The 17,017-nt window shown below is 40.7% G+C and carries 16 protein-coding genes; 8 read left to right on the plus strand and 8 right to left on the minus strand.

The window, feature by feature from the left end; translation table 11 throughout:
• The first annotated feature begins 20 nt into the window (after positions 1-20).
• Genes H9629_RS01215 through H9629_RS01230 form a run of 4 tightly spaced genes read left to right on the plus strand, consistent with a single transcriptional unit; the run spans position 21 to position 3,399 of the window.
• Positions 21-743, plus strand: coding sequence for a hypothetical protein (locus H9629_RS01215; protein WP_064094758.1), 723 nt, complete (start codon positions 21-23; stop codon positions 741-743).
• 38 nt (positions 744-781) lie between these two features.
• Positions 782-1,525 carry a hypothetical protein gene (locus tag H9629_RS01220; protein ID WP_064094757.1) on the plus strand — a complete coding sequence of 248 codons (744 nt, stop codon included), beginning with the start codon at positions 782-784 and terminating at the stop codon, positions 1,523-1,525.
• A 2-nt stretch (positions 1,526-1,527) separates the two neighbouring features.
• Positions 1,528-2,340: a glycosyltransferase family 25 protein gene (locus tag H9629_RS01225; RefSeq protein WP_318245696.1), complete on the plus strand. Its 813-nt coding sequence runs from the start codon at positions 1,528-1,530 to the stop codon at positions 2,338-2,340.
• A gap of 6 nt (positions 2,341-2,346) precedes the next feature.
• Positions 2,347-3,399, plus strand: coding sequence for a glycosyltransferase (locus H9629_RS01230; protein ID WP_191730400.1), 1,053 nt, complete (start codon positions 2,347-2,349; stop codon positions 3,397-3,399).
• A 15-nt stretch (positions 3,400-3,414) separates the two neighbouring features.
• On the opposite strand, the gene H9629_RS01235 is transcribed toward H9629_RS01230, so the two are convergent.
• The gene (locus tag H9629_RS01235; RefSeq protein ID WP_171254890.1) at positions 3,415-4,437 is read right to left on the minus strand and encodes a glycosyltransferase family 2 protein; all 1,023 of its coding nucleotides are present in this window, start codon (positions 4,435-4,437) and stop codon (positions 3,415-3,417) included.
• A 1-nt stretch (position 4,438) separates the two neighbouring features.
• Complete coding sequence (locus tag H9629_RS01240; RefSeq protein WP_191730401.1) at positions 4,439-5,563, minus strand: glycosyltransferase; 1,125 nt, start codon at positions 5,561-5,563, stop codon at positions 4,439-4,441.
• Between the two features lie 660 nt (positions 5,564-6,223).
• Between H9629_RS01240 and H9629_RS01245 the strand changes: the two genes are divergently transcribed.
• Positions 6,224-7,189 carry a glycosyltransferase family 2 protein gene (locus tag H9629_RS01245; RefSeq protein ID WP_191730402.1) on the plus strand — a complete coding sequence of 322 codons (966 nt, stop codon included), beginning with the start codon at positions 6,224-6,226 and terminating at the stop codon, positions 7,187-7,189.
• 21 nt (positions 7,190-7,210) lie between these two features.
• Here the strand turns inward: H9629_RS01245 and H9629_RS01250 are convergent, their stop codons facing one another.
• The 4 genes from H9629_RS01250 to H9629_RS01265 form a co-directional block, all read right to left on the minus strand.
• On the minus strand, positions 7,211-8,083 hold the full coding sequence (locus H9629_RS01250) for a lysophospholipid acyltransferase family protein (protein WP_191730403.1): 873 nt from the start codon (positions 8,081-8,083) through the stop codon (positions 7,211-7,213).
• 18 nt (positions 8,084-8,101) lie between these two features.
• Positions 8,102-8,323, minus strand: a complete 222-nt coding sequence (locus H9629_RS01255) for a hypothetical protein (protein WP_004278319.1) — start codon at positions 8,321-8,323, stop codon at positions 8,102-8,104.
• A gap of 114 nt (positions 8,324-8,437) precedes the next feature.
• The gene (gene aspS, locus H9629_RS01260; RefSeq protein ID WP_191730404.1) at positions 8,438-10,222 is read right to left on the minus strand and encodes an aspartate--tRNA ligase; all 1,785 of its coding nucleotides are present in this window, start codon (positions 10,220-10,222) and stop codon (positions 8,438-8,440) included.
• Positions 10,223-10,384: 162 nt separating this feature from the next.
• Complete coding sequence (locus tag H9629_RS01265) at positions 10,385-11,149, minus strand: DUF4184 family protein (protein WP_144724112.1); 765 nt, start codon at positions 11,147-11,149, stop codon at positions 10,385-10,387.
• Between the two features lie 141 nt (positions 11,150-11,290).
• Between H9629_RS01265 and znuD the strand changes: the two genes are divergently transcribed.
• Together znuD and H9629_RS01275 are read left to right on the plus strand one after the other, a co-directional pair.
• Entirely contained in the window at positions 11,291-13,429 is a 2,139-nt protein-coding gene (znuD, locus tag H9629_RS01270) for a zinc piracy TonB-dependent receptor ZnuD (protein WP_191730405.1), read from the plus strand.
• 105 nt (positions 13,430-13,534) lie between these two features.
• On the plus strand, positions 13,535-14,998 hold the full coding sequence (locus H9629_RS01275) for a phospholipase D family protein (RefSeq protein ID WP_191730406.1): 1,464 nt from the start codon (positions 13,535-13,537) through the stop codon (positions 14,996-14,998).
• Between the two features lie 84 nt (positions 14,999-15,082).
• Here H9629_RS01275 and H9629_RS01280 read toward each other — a convergent pair whose 3' ends face one another.
• Positions 15,083-15,541, minus strand: a complete 459-nt coding sequence (locus H9629_RS01280) for a hypothetical protein (RefSeq protein ID WP_064094746.1) — start codon at positions 15,539-15,541, stop codon at positions 15,083-15,085.
• A gap of 179 nt (positions 15,542-15,720) precedes the next feature.
• Between H9629_RS01280 and H9629_RS01285 the strand changes: the two genes are divergently transcribed.
• Entirely contained in the window at positions 15,721-16,173 is a 453-nt protein-coding gene (locus H9629_RS01285) for an RcnB family protein (RefSeq protein ID WP_191730407.1), read from the plus strand.
• A 182-nt stretch (positions 16,174-16,355) separates the two neighbouring features.
• Here the strand turns inward: H9629_RS01285 and H9629_RS01290 are convergent, their stop codons facing one another.
• Positions 16,356-16,853 (minus strand): phosphate-starvation-inducible protein PsiE, encoded by a 498-nt coding sequence (locus H9629_RS01290; protein WP_064094744.1) that lies wholly within the window; start codon positions 16,851-16,853, stop codon positions 16,356-16,358.
• Positions 16,854-17,017 lie beyond the last annotated feature (164 nt).

Consider the following 17,017-nt stretch of genomic DNA (forward strand, 5'->3'; position numbering starts at 1 on the left):
GATGAGCTTAGGCATACGCAATGAGTAACATCGTTATTTGTATGAAATGGGGAACCAAATACGGTTCGGAATACGTCAATCGTTTATACAATATGGTTAAACGACATACGACAGTGGACTTTAAAATGGTCTGTCTGACGGATCGTACTGAAGGCATTGATCCTGCAGTACAATGTTTCCCTATTCCACCTTTGGCATTGCCTGAAGGTGCGCCTGAGCGTGGCTGGAACAAGCTGTCCACTTTTGAACCTGATCTTTATGGTTTAGAAGGCAATGCACTCTTCCTCGATCTTGATGTGGTGATTGTCGATAATATCGATGAGTTCTTTACCTATCCGGGCGACTTTCTGATTATTCATGACTGGAAACGGCCGTGGCGTATTACCGGTAACAGTTCGGTTTACCGGTTTAAACTGGGTGCTTTCCCAGGTCTGTTACCTTATTTCCGTGAACATTTTGATGAAATTCGTCAAAAATTCCGTAATGAGCAGGCTTATCTGTCTTGGTATGTAGATCGGGAGAAGAAACTGAGCTACTGGCCAGAGAGCTGGTGTAAGAGCTACAAATATCATTGCCTGCAAAAAATTCCGATGGCTTATTTTAAGCCGCCGGTAAAACCTGAAGGTGCCAAAATCATTGTTTTTCATGGTGAGATTAATCCGCCAGATGCAGTGAATGGTGGGGGTGGTAAATGGTATCGTTATGTGCTGCCATCGCAGTGGATTAAGGATGCGTGGCAGTAAGCGGAATAAATGTAGGATTGGAAGAGACTTGATTTCAAATGCCTGTGAGAAAAAAAAGTAAATTCGAACAATGGTTTTCATTTAGTCGCCATCAACGTCGATTTGGGGCAGACAAGGTCTACGCTCAGTTTAATGACGTAGACCTCGATGCACTTAAAAACCAGATGATTGGTGGTGAAGAAGTTCGCTATACCTATGGTTCGGCTAAAGATTTAAATGAACATATTGAACAGCTTGAACAGGAATTTGTGGGTCAGTCTGCGCTCAATCATTATCATGCCAGCTTGATTGTACTCATTCGTCGTGAAGTTGATGTTCAGAATAACTATGCAAGATTTAAAGAATTATGGTTGAGTGAGCGTGACTATTTACTGGCTTCATTAAATACACGCTGGTTAATTTCTGCCTGTGATACTTTTATTGATTTAGAAGATGATCCGCTATTACAAGCAATTCTGATGAATGCAGTGGTACTGATCAACACTATTAAACTACAGGAAACTGAACGTTTTTTATGTGACCAGTCTTTAACAGTAAATCCGGAACATCAGCAGTTATTGCAGCAACAGCGTTATGCCTTATTTGATGGTACGGCTGCATTTGCGGTTGGAACTGATGATACTTTACGTAATATGCGCTGGCGTCTCGAGCAAATATGTGAGGCCCATGAACTGGGTCAAATTGTAATTGAGATTTTTGACAGATTACAGCTTGATCAGAATAATAATGTATATTCACGTTTTAAACAGCGTCACACTCGTGAAAAGACGAGATGGTGGTAATTGTGAATACTTTAATTATCAATTTAAAAAGTTCACAGGATCGTCGTGATTTTCAAAAAAGACAATTTGAGAAATTAGGACTGGATTTTGAAATATTAGAAGCATTTTCAGTTGCTGATCTGAGCGAAGAGCAATACCAAAAATTCGGTTTTGGCTGGCAAAGGCCTTTGCGTAAAGTTGAGGTGGCTTGCTTTCTCAGTCACCAAAAAGCCTGGGAAGAAGTACTAAAAAGGAATCAGCCCTGTTTAATTCTTGAAGATGATGCAGTACTGGCTTCCAATGCAAAAGAAATTTTAAACGAAATTGAACAGCAACAATTTCCAGATGTGGACTTAATCAATCTGGAAGTAAGAAGCCGTAAAAAAATTATAAGTCGGACACCCGTGTGTACCTTAGATCATACTCAGGTCGAATTATATGAGTTATATCAAGATCGTACCGGAGCAGCAGGTTATATCCTCTACCCGAGTGGCGCGCAAAAATTATTAAATCGTTTAGCAAAAACTGCACCGGCAATTGCAGATGGATTTATATTTTCTGCTTATGAATTACATTGTTTGCAAGCTGAACCTGCAGTGATTATTCAAGAAGACCAGCTTGGCGCATATGGCCTCCTGCAACAAGGGTGTTTTGATTCGACCATTGGCCGTTCTGAACACTTTAAGCCTGAATTCAGCTCTATCAAAGAAAAATACACGTTTAAAAAAAGACGATTAGCGGGACAAATTGCGCTGGCGATACGATATTTACAAGTGATGGGGAGAGCAGAAAAAAGAATGATTAAATTGAATCAAGAAAAATTTATTCAGGATTAATACTGTATGAAAAAAACCATCGTATTGGCTATTTTTACTTTACAGGGAAATGGGGCGGAACGTTTTGCTTTAACTTTGGCAAAGGGTTTAATTGATGCGGGTCATGAAGCGCATATTGTTTATTTTAAAAATATTATAGATTTACCGATACCTGAAGGCGTAAAACTCCACTTTTTTGATTATCAAAAATATCGTGCAATTCCTAAATTTATGCGTTCCGGTATTGCAGCCAAAGCATTTGATAAATTTGTACTAAAAAATATCGGCACACCTGATCTAGTGCTTTCAAACTTATTGCCTGTCGATTTTATTTTGTCTAAAAGCCAGTTGCCTAATGTTCATTTAGTTATTCATAATACGACTAGTCTGGAATATGGTGAAAGACTGGAAGGGATGCGAAAAGAGCTGACCAAGATTTATTTGGCGAAACCATGCGTAGCAGTCAGTCAAGGTGTTGAGAAAGATTTTATTGAGGTTTTTGGCCGTAAAAGCAAAATAACCACTATTTATAACCCGATTGATGTTAAGCAAGTCGTTTCAACAGCTAGTGAATATGTGCCAGATATTGATACACCCTATATTGTGAATGTTGGAAAATTTAAACAACAGAAGCGCCATGATGTTTTAATTAAAGCGTATGCAAAAGCGAATGTTCAGGAAAAATTGGTTTTGGTGGGTACGGGCGAATTATTAGAGGCATCTCAAAGACTAGTTAAAGAGTTAGGTATTGAAGATAAAGTTGTTTTTACAGGTTTTAAAAAAAATCCCTATCCCTATATGAAGCATGCAAAATTTATGGTGTTGTCATCTGATTTTGAAGGGTTGGGGTTGGTCATTTTAGAATCTTTAGCTTTGGGTACACCTGTAATTAGTACTGATTGCCCATCAGGTCCCAATGAAATTTTGCCATCTGATTGTTTGGTTAAACCTGGCGACATTTCGGCATTATCAGATAAAATTTCTGCATATTCACAGCAAACAGATAATAATCCAGTTAGGTTGGATCGAAAATTTTTACCTGATTATGCAGCCAGCCAATATTTAGATCTCATTATTTAAATTATTTAAAGCTGATTATTGATGATAAGGCTTCCTTAAGCGCTTTTTGAGGGAACGTAAAAGGCGACTCATTAATTTGGACAGGTAAAACCCATTTATTCCCAAATTTAAGCACTGGTATAAAAGTCGATTATGCTCATTTTTGATTAATTTGCCAGAAAAAGGCAATTGCTGAATTTGTTGAGAAAATTTTTTCCAGTTCAGTTTTGCAGTCTGCTTATTTTTGTATTTGGTACTTTGATGGATATAAATATAAAAAAAATGCATTAATGGAATGATAAAAATCGCCTGTACCTTGGTTTTCTCAATGAGTATTGGAATAAGTTGTTCGAGACAGGCCAGCGACTTATCAATATTAGCACCTTGTTTAGAGTTTGTAGCACTACTTGAGCGTATCCGGTATCCATATAAGGGTTTAGGAATCGTATAAAATGATGTGGCTTTTATCATTATACTTGGAATGGTTGCTGCATCTTCATAGTGAGTTAGTTCTGGGAATTTAGTATCTTTAAACAGGCTGGTTTTATAGACATGAATTCCAGAAAACCAGCGATTATAGTTGAAAATTTCAATGAGAGCATTTTCACTGCTGGGTAAATTACTAATCTGTTGATTGACAAAGTGAGGAATAAATTGATCAGTACTTGATTTTAAATCTTCAGAAAGCTTTTTATATCCAAAACTCACTACATCTACATTATTTAAAAGAGCTAAATTTATCTCTTTAACGTAAGTCTCTAAAAGTACATCGTCTGGATCCACGAAAGTAAGATATGTACCTTTTGCATGTGAAATACCGAGATTCCTAGCAGAACTGACACCTGAATTTTTCTGTTGAAAGATTCTGATATTTTTTACGAGAGATTTAGGTTGCTGATTCAAATAATCTTTTAAAATTTCAATAGAATGATCTGTTGAGCCATCGTCAATACATAGAATCTCAATCCGATCATCTAACTGGTCGATGATGCTTTGAAGACAGTCAACAATATACTTCTCAACATTATAAATGGGGATGATGATAGTTAAATAAAGCATTTTAGTAATGATCATTCTTGATAAGGTTTAAAAATTTATTAACCATCGTTTCATTTGAGAGCAGTTTTTTCTCAAAAGAAGTACGATAGGTTTGATTCAGATTTTGATCTATTTTCTCTGCCAATTCATCTATATTTTGGGGAGTAACCAAATTTTCTTCTAAATTTGCGATGCTCAATTGGTGAGAAATCGCATCGCTTACATTATAGGCAATTACAGGAACATCCAGATAAAGTGCTTCTGAGATGACTAAACCATAACCTTCACTGACCGAGCTGGAAATTAATAACCGACTTTGCTGAATATATTGATACGGATTGTTGACCCATCCCATAAATTCTACGCGACTTTCAATATTTAGTTGTTTACATAAATCCTGTAGTGAAGGCTTTAAATCACCCTCTCCTACAATGAGCAGGTTTTTCGCTTTTTCAGATTTTGCAAATGCCCTGATAGCATGTTCTGGCTGTTTTTCCTGGCTTAAACGACCAACAAATATGCAATCCCAGATCTTTTGGGCTTCTATTAATTTTTGTTGCTCAATATGTTTTATATCAAGACCATTATAAATTGTTAAAATTTGTGAGTGGGGTAATAAGTGCTTATAATCTTTTTCCAGATTCTGGTTAACGGTAATAATATTTTTTCCGTCAAAAAGTTTAATAAAATATTTCTTATCGAGATAATGTCTTCGGTATTCTTTATACCATCTGAAAGGATTATTGGTCTGTTTTCTGGATGATTTGAAAATCTCGCCATGTATCCATAACCATATATTTCCACTGATAAAATCGGAAAGACAGAATGCAAATGCATGCGATAAAATAATAAGATCTGGCTGTATATCTGAAATTATTGTATTAATCTTTTCTATATCGGCTGTTGGTGTTTCTCGTTTTCTGAGTAATTTACCTGAACAAATACACTGATTAAAACTTTCTTTTATGAAGTTAAGATTCGTGGGAATGTCCATTTTAATCTCATGATGATTTAATGGTACAACCGTGACTTGATGCCCAGTCTTTTCTAAATTTGTAGCGGTATCAAGAAGAATTTTTTCTGCACCCCCTCCTTTAAGATGATCCACTATAAATAATATATGGTATTGATTAAATTCTTTTTTCATTAGACGCTGTAGATTTATTAAGTAGAAATTTATTGATGATCTTTATTATAAAGATTTTTAGGTATGTCTTGTAAGGCTCTCCACTGATTATATCCTGACAAATACTGTTTTAGAGTGATATAAATCACATATTCTGTTTTTGATTTAAGATATTGATAGAGAAATATAAATCTTTTGATGAAATGTCACCGTAAATTTGGGCGGTCACAATATCATAACCTGCTAATGAACTGTGTCTAAGGTAACTTGGCCTGATCACTGAATATTGAGTTTTTAGATGCCATTTGATAAATACAGACTGTTTTGATTTTTAAAGCTGCTTAAGCACCAGACATCAGATTATTTTCATCAGCTTTATAACCCGCATGTATAAGTCATGATGGCGTCTATCGCTTTCGAGGAGTTGTAGTACTGCTATTTTGCATGCCTTGGCATTAAACGACAATCATCACTATGATGATCCATCTGAACTAAAGGGTGTAAGCTGCAAAAGTATGGCTCCTTTGCATGATGCTTATATATTGGTTATAAAGTTAGCTATATCTGTATACGGGTACTTACACTTAACACTCCGGCTAGAACAAAAATACCTCAATAAGAAGAAAAATTTCTGATAAAAGCAATAATAAAGGCTTAGTTAAATTTGAGTGAAGAAAAAAAATGAGTTCAAGCTATCCTTATGTGTTATCTATCATTATCCCTGTATATGGGGTAGAGGACTATATTGAAGCTTGTATTACATCATTATTACCCCAGCTGAGTTCAGAGGTCGAATGCATTATTGTCGATGATGGCTGTAAAGACCGTTCAATAGAAATTTTGGAAGCCTATCTTGCTACCCATTCATCTCAGGCCAATATCCGTATTATCCACCAAGAAAATCAGGGTCTTAGCATGGCGCGTAATAATGGTTATGCGGTGGCGAAGGGGCAGTATATTGCCTATCTGGATTCTGATGATTATGTTGAGCCTCATTTTTTAGCGCGTATTTTAGAGGTCATTAGGCAGACACCAGAGGTGGAATTAATTCACTTTAATGCACTGATGGAAAATAAACAGTATGGGACTAAACCGCTGGTGCTGGCTGAACAGACAGGCCTGGTTTATGCCGATACAGATTATTTAAAACGCGTGTTTCTTAAAAACTATTGGTATACATGGTTAAGAGTGTATAACCGTAAACTTTTAAAGGACTTTCAGTTTCCACCAAATCATTTCTACGAAGACATGCTGTCGATTCCATTCCTGTATCGTAAAGGCCTCATCATTTATGAAATTGCCGAGCCTCTGTTCAGGTACCGTTATAGGGCAGACAGTATTACCAATGGTGAAATTAAGCCAGAACATATCAAGAGTCTGGAATATGGCTTAAGCCTGTATAGAGACAAACTGGAAAATCCTTATTTCCAGATATTGTATGAGCACCTCATTTTGGCACTGTTTGAACGGAACCTTAAACTGGGTTTTGCTATCTACAGCAAATTTTTATATCGTATTCATCACGATCTGGATTATTTACAGGATAAATTACAGCATTTGAACCGGGAAAAGCGACTGATGTTACAATATCCAAAACTGTTCTACTGGTATAAAAACTGGCTCAGTTCGCGACGGTCTATCTTCTGACAATTATTACACCGCATGATTTTAATGAGTCGGTTTATAAAGATTAACACCGCCTGCTAGACGTCTGAATCTCTTGTAACCCCACAAATACTGTTCTGGTGCGACATTAATCATGCGCTCCATTTCTTTATTTAAAGTATCTACAGAAAGCTGTAAATCTTTCGATAAAATATCGTCAGAAATTGGGGTCACCACAATATCATAGCCTGAAAGATCCTTGCGTCTGAGGCAACTCAGCCCGACCACTGAACATTGTGTTTTAGCTGCCAGTTTGGAAAGCAAGGTAGAAGATAAAGCGTTCTGGCCATAAAAATAAGAATAAATTCCCCCGGATTCTTTAGGAACATGGTCTGGCAAAATTGCAGAAAAACCGCCTTGCTTAAGATGCTTAAACACAGCACGCACACCAGAATCATCTGTTGGAACAAGGGTCGCCTTGAGCCGTTGTCTGGCTTCCAGCATAAAACGATCGATGTCTTCATTCTTGCTGGGTTTGTACATAATCACAGGAGAGGTGTGTTGATTCACCCAGACATTCAACAGCTCCCAAGTACCAAAATGTGGTACCACGGCCAAACAGCCATGAGGATTTTGCAAAGCTTGCAGGAAAATATCTTCGCCATGCACATCCTGAATTAAAGACAGCGCGTATTCGGGAGATGAGCCCCAAATCTTGACTGATTCTGCATAGGTCATGCACTGACTTTTCAGACTGCGTTTGGTCAAGTCAGACCGTTCAGCTTCAGATAGGTCAGGGTAGGCAGATGTCAGATTAATCTCTGTCACCTGGCGTGCAGAAGAGTGGCTGAGATACAAAAGAGATCCGGCCAGTTGTGCAAGATTTTGAATGAATCTTAACGGAAGCTTGGAGAAATTTTTGAGTAGGGTGTACATGTGATCCAGATAGTCAGATTATAGATCTTTATCTGGATTGCCCTTCAGCACCATATAAATCAAACCCACAAAAATCAGCAGGGCACCTAAAATACTACTCAGGCAAAAATATACAATACGGTCGTTGGTATCGAGATTGAACAGGTTGTTGGCAAGGATATAGCGCATAAACAGCCATTGAACCACTGAAAATACAATAAGCATAATGCTGCGATTACGAACTGCAGGACGCATAGCCATTGCTAATTACCTTAGATTAAAAACTATGGCTATTATGCCACTGTTCCAGATGCGACTCAATCTTACAAAAAAGCCCCGCTCAAGGCAGGGCTTTTTCACTTAAAACGTCAAGAATTATTCTTGAGATTCAGCTTTTGGTTTTTCACGCAAGCGAATACCAAGGTCACGCAGCTGGTTTGATTCAACTGGTGCTGGTGCTTGAGTCAATGGACATTCAGCAGTTTTGGTTTTCGGGAATGCGATTACGTCACGAATTGAAGATGCACCTGTCATCAACATCACCAGACGGTCAAGACCGAAGGCCAGACCACCATGTGGAGGCGCGCCATAACGTAAGGCATTTAGCAAGAAGCTGAATTTCTCTTCTGCTTCTTCTTCAGAAATACCTAGTGCTTCAAAGATGGCTTTTTGCATTTCAAGGTTATAGATACGCAATGAACCACCACCGATTTCAGTACCGTTCAATACCATATCGTACGCAACTGAAAGTGCAGCACCTGGGTTATTCTTCACTTCTTCAACGCTTGATTTAGGCAGCGTGAACGGATGGTGAACAGAGGTCCATTTGCCGTCATCTGTTTCTTCGAACATTGGGAAATCAACTACCCAAAGCGGAGCCCACTCGCAAGTCGCAAGATTCATGTCATGACCGATCTTCACACGAAGCGCGCCCATTGCATCATTTACAACTTTGGCTTTGTCTGCACCAAAGAACACGATATCGCCATTTTCAGCACCCACACGTTTCAACAGATCCAGCACGATTGGCTCGATGAATTTCACGATTGGAGATTGAAGACCCTCGATACCTTTTTCAAGTTCGTTAACTTTGATATAAGCCAAACCACGCGCACCGTAGATGCCTACAAATTTGGTGTATTCATCAATTGCGCTACGTGGGAGTGAACCAGCACCCGGTACGCGAAGCGCAACGATACGGCCTTTAGGATCCTTTGCAGGACCTGCGAATACCTTGAACTCAACGTCTTGCATCAAGTCTGCAACGTCAACCAGTTTCAAAGGAATACGCATATCTGGTTTGTCAGACGCATAGTCACGCATTGCATCGTTGTATGTCATGCGTGGAAATTTATCAAACTCAACGTTTAGAAGTTCTTTGAACATCTTGATCGTTAAAGTTTCCATTAAATCCATGATGTCATCGTCACTCATGAACGATGTTTCAACGTCGATTTGTGTGAATTCAGGCTGACGGTCAGCACGCAAGTCTTCGTCACGGAAACATTTAGCAATTTGGTAGTAACGATCAATACCACCCACCATCAACAACTGTTTAAACAGCTGTGGAGACTGTGGCAGTGCATAGAAGCTACCGTTCGATACACGGCTAGGCACTAAGTAGTCACGTGCACCTTCAGGGGTTGCACGAGTCAAGATCGGAGTTTCAACGTCCAGGAAACCATTTTCCTCGAAGTAGTTACGAATCAGGTTAGTCAATTTAGAACGGAAACGTAGGCGATCTAGCATTTCTGGACGACGAATGTCCAAAAAGCGGTATTTCAAACGAATTTCTTCAGAAATATTGGTATTTTCGTCATTCAAAGGGAATGGCGGAGTTTCAGACGCAGCAAGAACTTCAATTTCTTTACCCAGAACTTCGATTTGACCACTCACCATATTGGCATTTTCTGTGCCTGCATAACGGCGACGTACACGGCCTGTAATTTTTAAGACAAATTCTGAACGTACTTTATCAGCAGTTGCGAATGCTTCAGGAGTATCCGGGTCAATGACCACTTGAACAAGACCATCACGGTCACGCATGTCAAGGAAGATGACACCACCGTGGTCACGGCGACGGTGCACCCAACCGCATAATGTTACGGTCTGGTCAATTTGAGCTTCGGTTAAAGAACCGCAGTAATGAGTTCGCATCATAGCGTTAGAAATCCAACTATATGGTTTAAGGTCAGCGAATACGTAAACAGCGTACCGCTTTGAGTAAAGTTAAGATTATGCCTCTTTGGGCATGTTGTCACAAGAACTTGAGTCAAAAACAATATTATTTTACGGTGAAAGAACCTGGAGCCAGTGCTTTATTTAACCCATCCGGCGATCTCTGTCCAAAAATAAAAACAATAAACAACCCAGACTGAAGGTGATCAGAAAGCCCTGACTAAATTCATTGATCGAGCGGCCAGTAAAATAGTACAGATCCGATCGCCAGACATCTGTAGGAATATAGCGCGCATAATCCCAAACAGAAAACAGGCCGGTCAATACAGAAAACAGAACTAAGCTCCACGCAAACACTTTGATTTTTCGGCTGACTGCCAGATATTGCTGATGCTTTTTATAGTAGTGCACACTCATCCACAGCATAAACGGCAAAACAATCACGGATGTGCCGATCTGTAAAATCCGATGCAAGGGATAACTGTTGCCAAACAGCTGAAACTGTTGGGCTAAAAAATCATGAAAGGCAAAAGTACGAAAGTCGACATGCGTTAGTCCATCCCAGATTAAATGGCTTGCTGTACCGACAATCAGTGCAAGACAAACTGCCAAGAAAAACTTTAATGCTGAAAGGATGCTGCAAATATTTAACTCATGCTGAATACCGATGAAACGGTAAATGGCTGGGCGATATAGACCATACCAGATCATGCAGAAAACAAGTCCGATCCACAGGTCAGGATGTATCAGTGAAGACCATAAATGCGTGATATTTGAATTGCTCGAAGTAAAGAGACGATATAAATCGGGCACCATACAGCCAATCGCCAGTGCAGCAATCGGAAGCCGGTTTCCGCTTAAACGTGAAATGGGGGGAGCAAGCACAGCATGCGACAAGGTAAAGGGCATAAAAATAGTGTTTTTAATGTAATAAAAAATATTCAAAAGACATTCTAATAAAATATTCAGCTCATTATCGTAAAGGATTGCAAAAATAATGAAATGTTATATTATAACATTCATCCAAAATACTGAATTTGAGCTTCGGTCATGTCCTTTCCTAAGAATCTAATAACACTGTCAATTTTTGCTATAGCTGCGCCTACGGTATTTGCAGAACAAACTTTATCTTCAATACCTGTACAGACTTTGGATACCATTCAGGTGCAAGCTCATCCATTGGTGCAAACAGCGGCAGATTTTGCGGTTGCAGATCATGTTGTAGATCAGAAAGCGCTGTCTGAACGGGCGACGACCATTGGTGATGCCTTGGCAGATGAGCTGGGGGTTTATTCCAATCAGTTTGGCAGCGGTGCCAGCCGTCCCGTTATTCGTGGTCAGGATGGCCCACGCATAAAAGTATTGCAGCATGCGTCTGAAACAGCGGATGTGTCCACTTTGTCTCCTGACCATGCTGTCACCGTTGATCCGATTCTTGCCAAACAGGTTGAAGTGATTCGTGGTCCATCTACGCTACTTTATGGTGCCGGTACAGTCGGTGGTCTGGTAAATGTCACCGATCAGAAAATTCCGACCCAAATGCCTGAAGATGGTCTGGAAGGTACAGTGGGTCTACGTTATAACTCAGGCAGTGACGAGAAACTGGCGAGTGCTGGTGTGACAGCAGGTATTGGTGAAAGCTTTGCTTTGCGGGTAGAAGGTTCAAAACGTAAAGCTAATGATTATATTGCTCCGGATTATGTGGTCGAAGAGCCGCATGGAGATCACTCCCATTTTCATAAAGAACGCCGTGTAGGCAATACCTTTGCCGAAGGACAAACGGTGAATATTGGCGGTTCATGGATTCATGACCGTGGTTTTGTTGGTCTGTCTTATAGCAACCGTCAGGATCAGTATGGCTTGCCCGGTCATAGTCATGAATATCATGGCTGTGAAATTCATGGAGATCATTTTCACTGCCCAAAACCAGATGAAGATGAGCACGATCATGAAGAAACAGCTGGCCCTTGGGTGGATTTAAAATCCGAGCGTTATGAGGTGCGTACCGAACTGGAGCAACCATTTGCCGGTGTTGAAAAACTGCGTGCGCATGCCAGCTTTACTGACTATGAACATGATGAGCTTGAAGAAAGCGAAGTGATCAGTAATTTTAAAAGTAAGGGCTATGACGGCCGTTTAGAACTGGTGCATGTGCCAGTTGCAGGCTGGGAAGGGGTAGTTGGAACCCAGCTTTCACAGCAGAAAATTAATTTATCCGCTCCAGAATCCCATGGCCATGACGAGCATGATGATGAAGGACATGAGCATGATCATAGCGAACACGCTGGTCATAATCATGATGTGTTCATGCCAGACACCAAAACCCAGAAATACAGCTTATTTGCTTTGGAACATAAACAGTTTGGCGATGTGCATGTCGAGTTGGGCGCACGCGTTGAACATCAAAAAGTGAAAGTGGATTCTGAGCAGAAAGATTATTCAGGCACTGGCGTATCTGCATCTGCTGCGGCCAACTGGGAATTTGCACCGAACTACAAGCTTTCTGTGGTGGGATCACATCAGCAGCGTTTGCCTTTGGCCCAAGAGCTGTACGCGGATGGCCTGCATTTTGCCACCAATACGTATGAACTCGGTAACCCTGATCTCGATAAAGAAACTTCAAATAATCTTGAATTGGGTCTGCATTATGAAGGCGATCAGCTGGATTACCATGTGCATGTGTATCACAACTGGTTCGATGATTATATTTATGGCGAAACAATAGCGCAGAAAGGTAATTTACGCGGTGTGCAGTATACCCAAGACAAAGCCAGATTCTATGGGACTGAGGCACAGGCAGGTTACCAGATCAATGACATGTATAAAGTCAGTGTTTTCGGTGACTATGTGCGTGGCAAGATTGAAGCTGAGAATGCACCACGTGTACCCGCGGGTCGTTTAGGCACCAAAGTTGAAGCAGACTTTGCCGATGGCTGGTCAGGTCTGGCTGAATATTATCATGTCTTTAATCAGGACAAGATTGCCAGTTATGAAAATGAAACCCAAGGCTACAATATGGTGAATGTTGGCTTAAGTTATGCCAATAGCATCGCAGATAAAAATGCTTACCGGGTTTATTTCAAAGCCAATAATCTGCTTGATGATCAGGTGTATTCACATACTTCATTCCTGTCCAATATTCCTCAGGTGGGTCGCAACTTTACCGTCGGCCTACAGTATGATTTCTAATATATTCATAAACTAACAGGTCAAATCAAATAGAGATCACTGAAATCTACTTGAAAAATCATCAGATAAAACCTAGCCTGAACATATTGGGTTAGGTTTTTTCTTATGCGTATCTTTCAACGAATTCACAATAAACTGAACTGGTCGACTCGCCGTTATGCGGCCTTAGCCATCAGTCTGCTGGCAGTCAGTTATCTGGCATCTGCCATTTATCATACTTATAAGCCTTTACCGGAAGGCTTGAATTACACGGGCAAGCTGCGTCATGCCGAAGTCAAGTTTCTGGCCGATCAGACCTATCTGGATGCAGAAGGAAAACAGCATCTGGATCATCGCATTTTCAATGAAATGCTGAAAATGATTGAAGAGGCCAAATCACTGATTGTGCTGGATATGTTTTTGTTTAATCAGCAAACCGGAACCTCGAAACAGGAGCATCAGGCATTGAGTCAACAGCTGACGGATGCTCTGGTCAGTAAACGTCTGGTACAGCCCGAGGTGGAAATCAAGTTTATTACTGATCCGATCAATTCGGTCTATGGCGGGGTCAAGTCCGAACAGTATCGGGAGTTGCGCCAGCACGGCATCGATGTCATTGAAACCAATCTTCTTCCTTTACGAGCTTCCAATCCGGGCTGGTCAGGCTTCTGGTATTTATGTTGCCAAGGCATTGGCAATAACCCGGAAAAAGGCTGGTTACCAAATCCATTTGGACCAGAAAAAATTACCCTGCGCAGTTATTTTGATTTATTTAACTTTAAAGCCAATCATCGTAAAACTTTAGTGGTGGATACCGATCAGGGCTGGAAAGCTCTAGTCACCTCCATGAACCCGCATGATGGCAGTTCACGGCATTCCAATATTGGCTTGTTAGTCTGGGGGACTACAGCCGTAGACATTCTGAAAACGGAACAGTCTGTAGGCATGATGTCACATGCCAATATGCCAGCGATCGTTGCGGGGGATTTTCAGGCAGAGAATACCCAGCCACAGGTGCAGGTGCTGACAGAAAAAGCCATTTATGACGCGATTCTGAACCTGATCCAGACGGCAAAAGCCAATGAACAGATTGATCTGGCGATGTTTTATCTGTCTGAACGCAAAATTATTAAAAGCCTGATCGCGGCTCATGATCGTGGTGTCAAGGTTCGGGTTTTGCTCGATCCCAATAAAGATGCTTTTGGCCGTGAAAAGAACGGGATTCCAAACCGGCAGGTGGCTTGGGAACTGCATCAAGCTGGCATTCCGGTACGTTGGTGTAATACCCAAGGGGAGCAATGTCATAGCAAGATGATCATCAAGCGTAATACCCAGCAAGCTGAAATGATTTTAGGTTCAGCCAATTTCACGGCCCGTAACCTGAAAAACTATAATCTGGAAACTGATTTGCGTGTAGTTGGGTCATCACAGGCGAGTGTGTTCGTCGATGCCCAGCGTTATTTTAATAGTTCTTGGTCGAACCAGAATGGCCAAAAAGCAAGTCTTGATTATGCTGCCTATCAGGATGATTCACGATGGAAATACTGGCTGTATCGCTTTATGGAATGGAGTGGCTGGTCGACGTTTTGATTTTAAATTCCTCCTGACCTCTCTTTAAAAAATGGGAGGAAAGTCCCTCTTTGAAAAAGAGGGACTTAGGGAGATATTTTATGATCAGCTTTTTGATTCTGGATTTGGCGGAACCAGCTGATCCAGCTCTTTATCCGTTAATTGATCCAGTTCAGAAATATCAGTTTTAATTTTCCATTGGGTTTCATCATCGACCGGATTGGGTAGACGCGCTTCTAGCCAGTCACAGACCACGTCTGGCGGGAAATCTGCATGATTACACTGGATCACCCAGGACAGGAAATCTTTGGCAACACCATTCATGTACGGTGGAGGTGATACGGGAAGAAACTGAGTCGGAAGACGTTCATTTTTAGAAATATAATTCAGGACATGTCCCAGCTCTTGCACAGTTTGCCACGCCAGCGGATGATCTACATTAATCTGAAATTTAAACCACCATGCCTGTTTGCCATCTGAGCCATAGCTATCAATTCGCTCTTTCTGAACACTCGGCACTTTAGAAAAATATTCATATAAACGATCGAAATTTAAATCAGCCACGGTATTCAACTCGAAACATTAAAAAAGCAATTTTAGCATAAAGCAGCCGCCTGCCGATGTGCCTGCCAGAATGAAAACATGAAAGTGCATTACAAAAAATTGCAGGTCCTACAAGCTTATTCATATTTCCTGCATTTATTTTGTTTAAAATATAATCAGGATATTTAGAGGAAGCTCAAATGAAAATAGTATTATCGGGTGCAATATTCGCTACATTGCTATTGGGAGCTTCTGCACAGAGCATGGCTGGAAATGCCTGGGTGGGCTACAGTGGTGTAGACCGTTCTGTACCGAATTATCGTAGTGCACCACCAGCTTATGATCCACCACGGCAGCATCATCCGCAACGTCCGGTGCCACCAAGACCGTATTATCCGCAACGACCTGCACATGGCGGCCATCCACCGGTGCAGAGTCAAAGCGGCCTCAATATTCAGTATCAGGCACCGACCACCATTTACCAAAATTCGAACAGTTATAGCTGGGTCAATGGTGATCCGAACGTGGCTCGAATTGAAAGTTCCAGATATACCATGATCAGTGACTGGCAGCGCCTGGGTTTACCTGCACCACCGCGGGGAAGCTACTGGATCTATGAAAATGGACGTTATGTGCTGATGTCGAATCGTTAAACTGTTTTAAATTCTGAACGGATAATTCAGTTATAAGCGTAAATAACCAGAAAGACCAAAATAGTTCCCTCTCCTGTCAGGAGAGGGCTAGGGATAGGTTGCTTGAGATAAATAGTCCTAAACCCTGAGCGAGGCTTAAGTATGGCTTTAAGCTGAAGTGCAAAAAAAGAAGGCTTAAAAGACTATGCCAGTTCATCATCTTCTGGACGTGGCGTTTTGCCGGGCGGTAGGGGCTTTTCACTATGTTTGTCACGCATCACCGATGGATAGGTCCATGAAGCATAACGCACCACCAAGATTGCAAAAGCCAGAATCAGGATTGAACCGGTAATAATGACCAGATCCATGCTGGCCTTATGGGTATGTTGAATATCTGCAATCAGCAAACGGGTCAGTGCGGTAATAGCAATATAAATCAGGAAGCGTACCGGCATATGGTTGGTCTTGAAATAGATACCGACCATGGCGCCAAGTTCCAGATAAATAAACAGTAAAAGAATATCGTCAATAGTGGCAAACTGTTTGACAGTCAGAATATCGATGACGGTATGGCCCGCAGACCAGATCACCATACAGCCAATAATAAACAGGGCAATATAATGGAAGCTTTCTACAGCAAGATTACCGAAACGGTCGAGGAGGGCTTCAAATTTTTCAATTTTCGAACGAGATATGGACATATTATCCTCCTGATTTTCCATGTGATATAAACGATAGTTACAGAATAACGTGCAAAGATCATGCACAGAATGATTGAATGAAAAATAAAGATTAAATTATTTGAACTTTTGCGCTTTTTTTAGACTAAATTGCTATATTGTATGAGTGGTACATTGAATAAATA

The sequence above is a fragment of the Acinetobacter pecorum genome (assembly GCF_014837015.1).
GTDB lineage: Bacteria > Pseudomonadota > Gammaproteobacteria > Pseudomonadales > Moraxellaceae > Acinetobacter > Acinetobacter pecorum.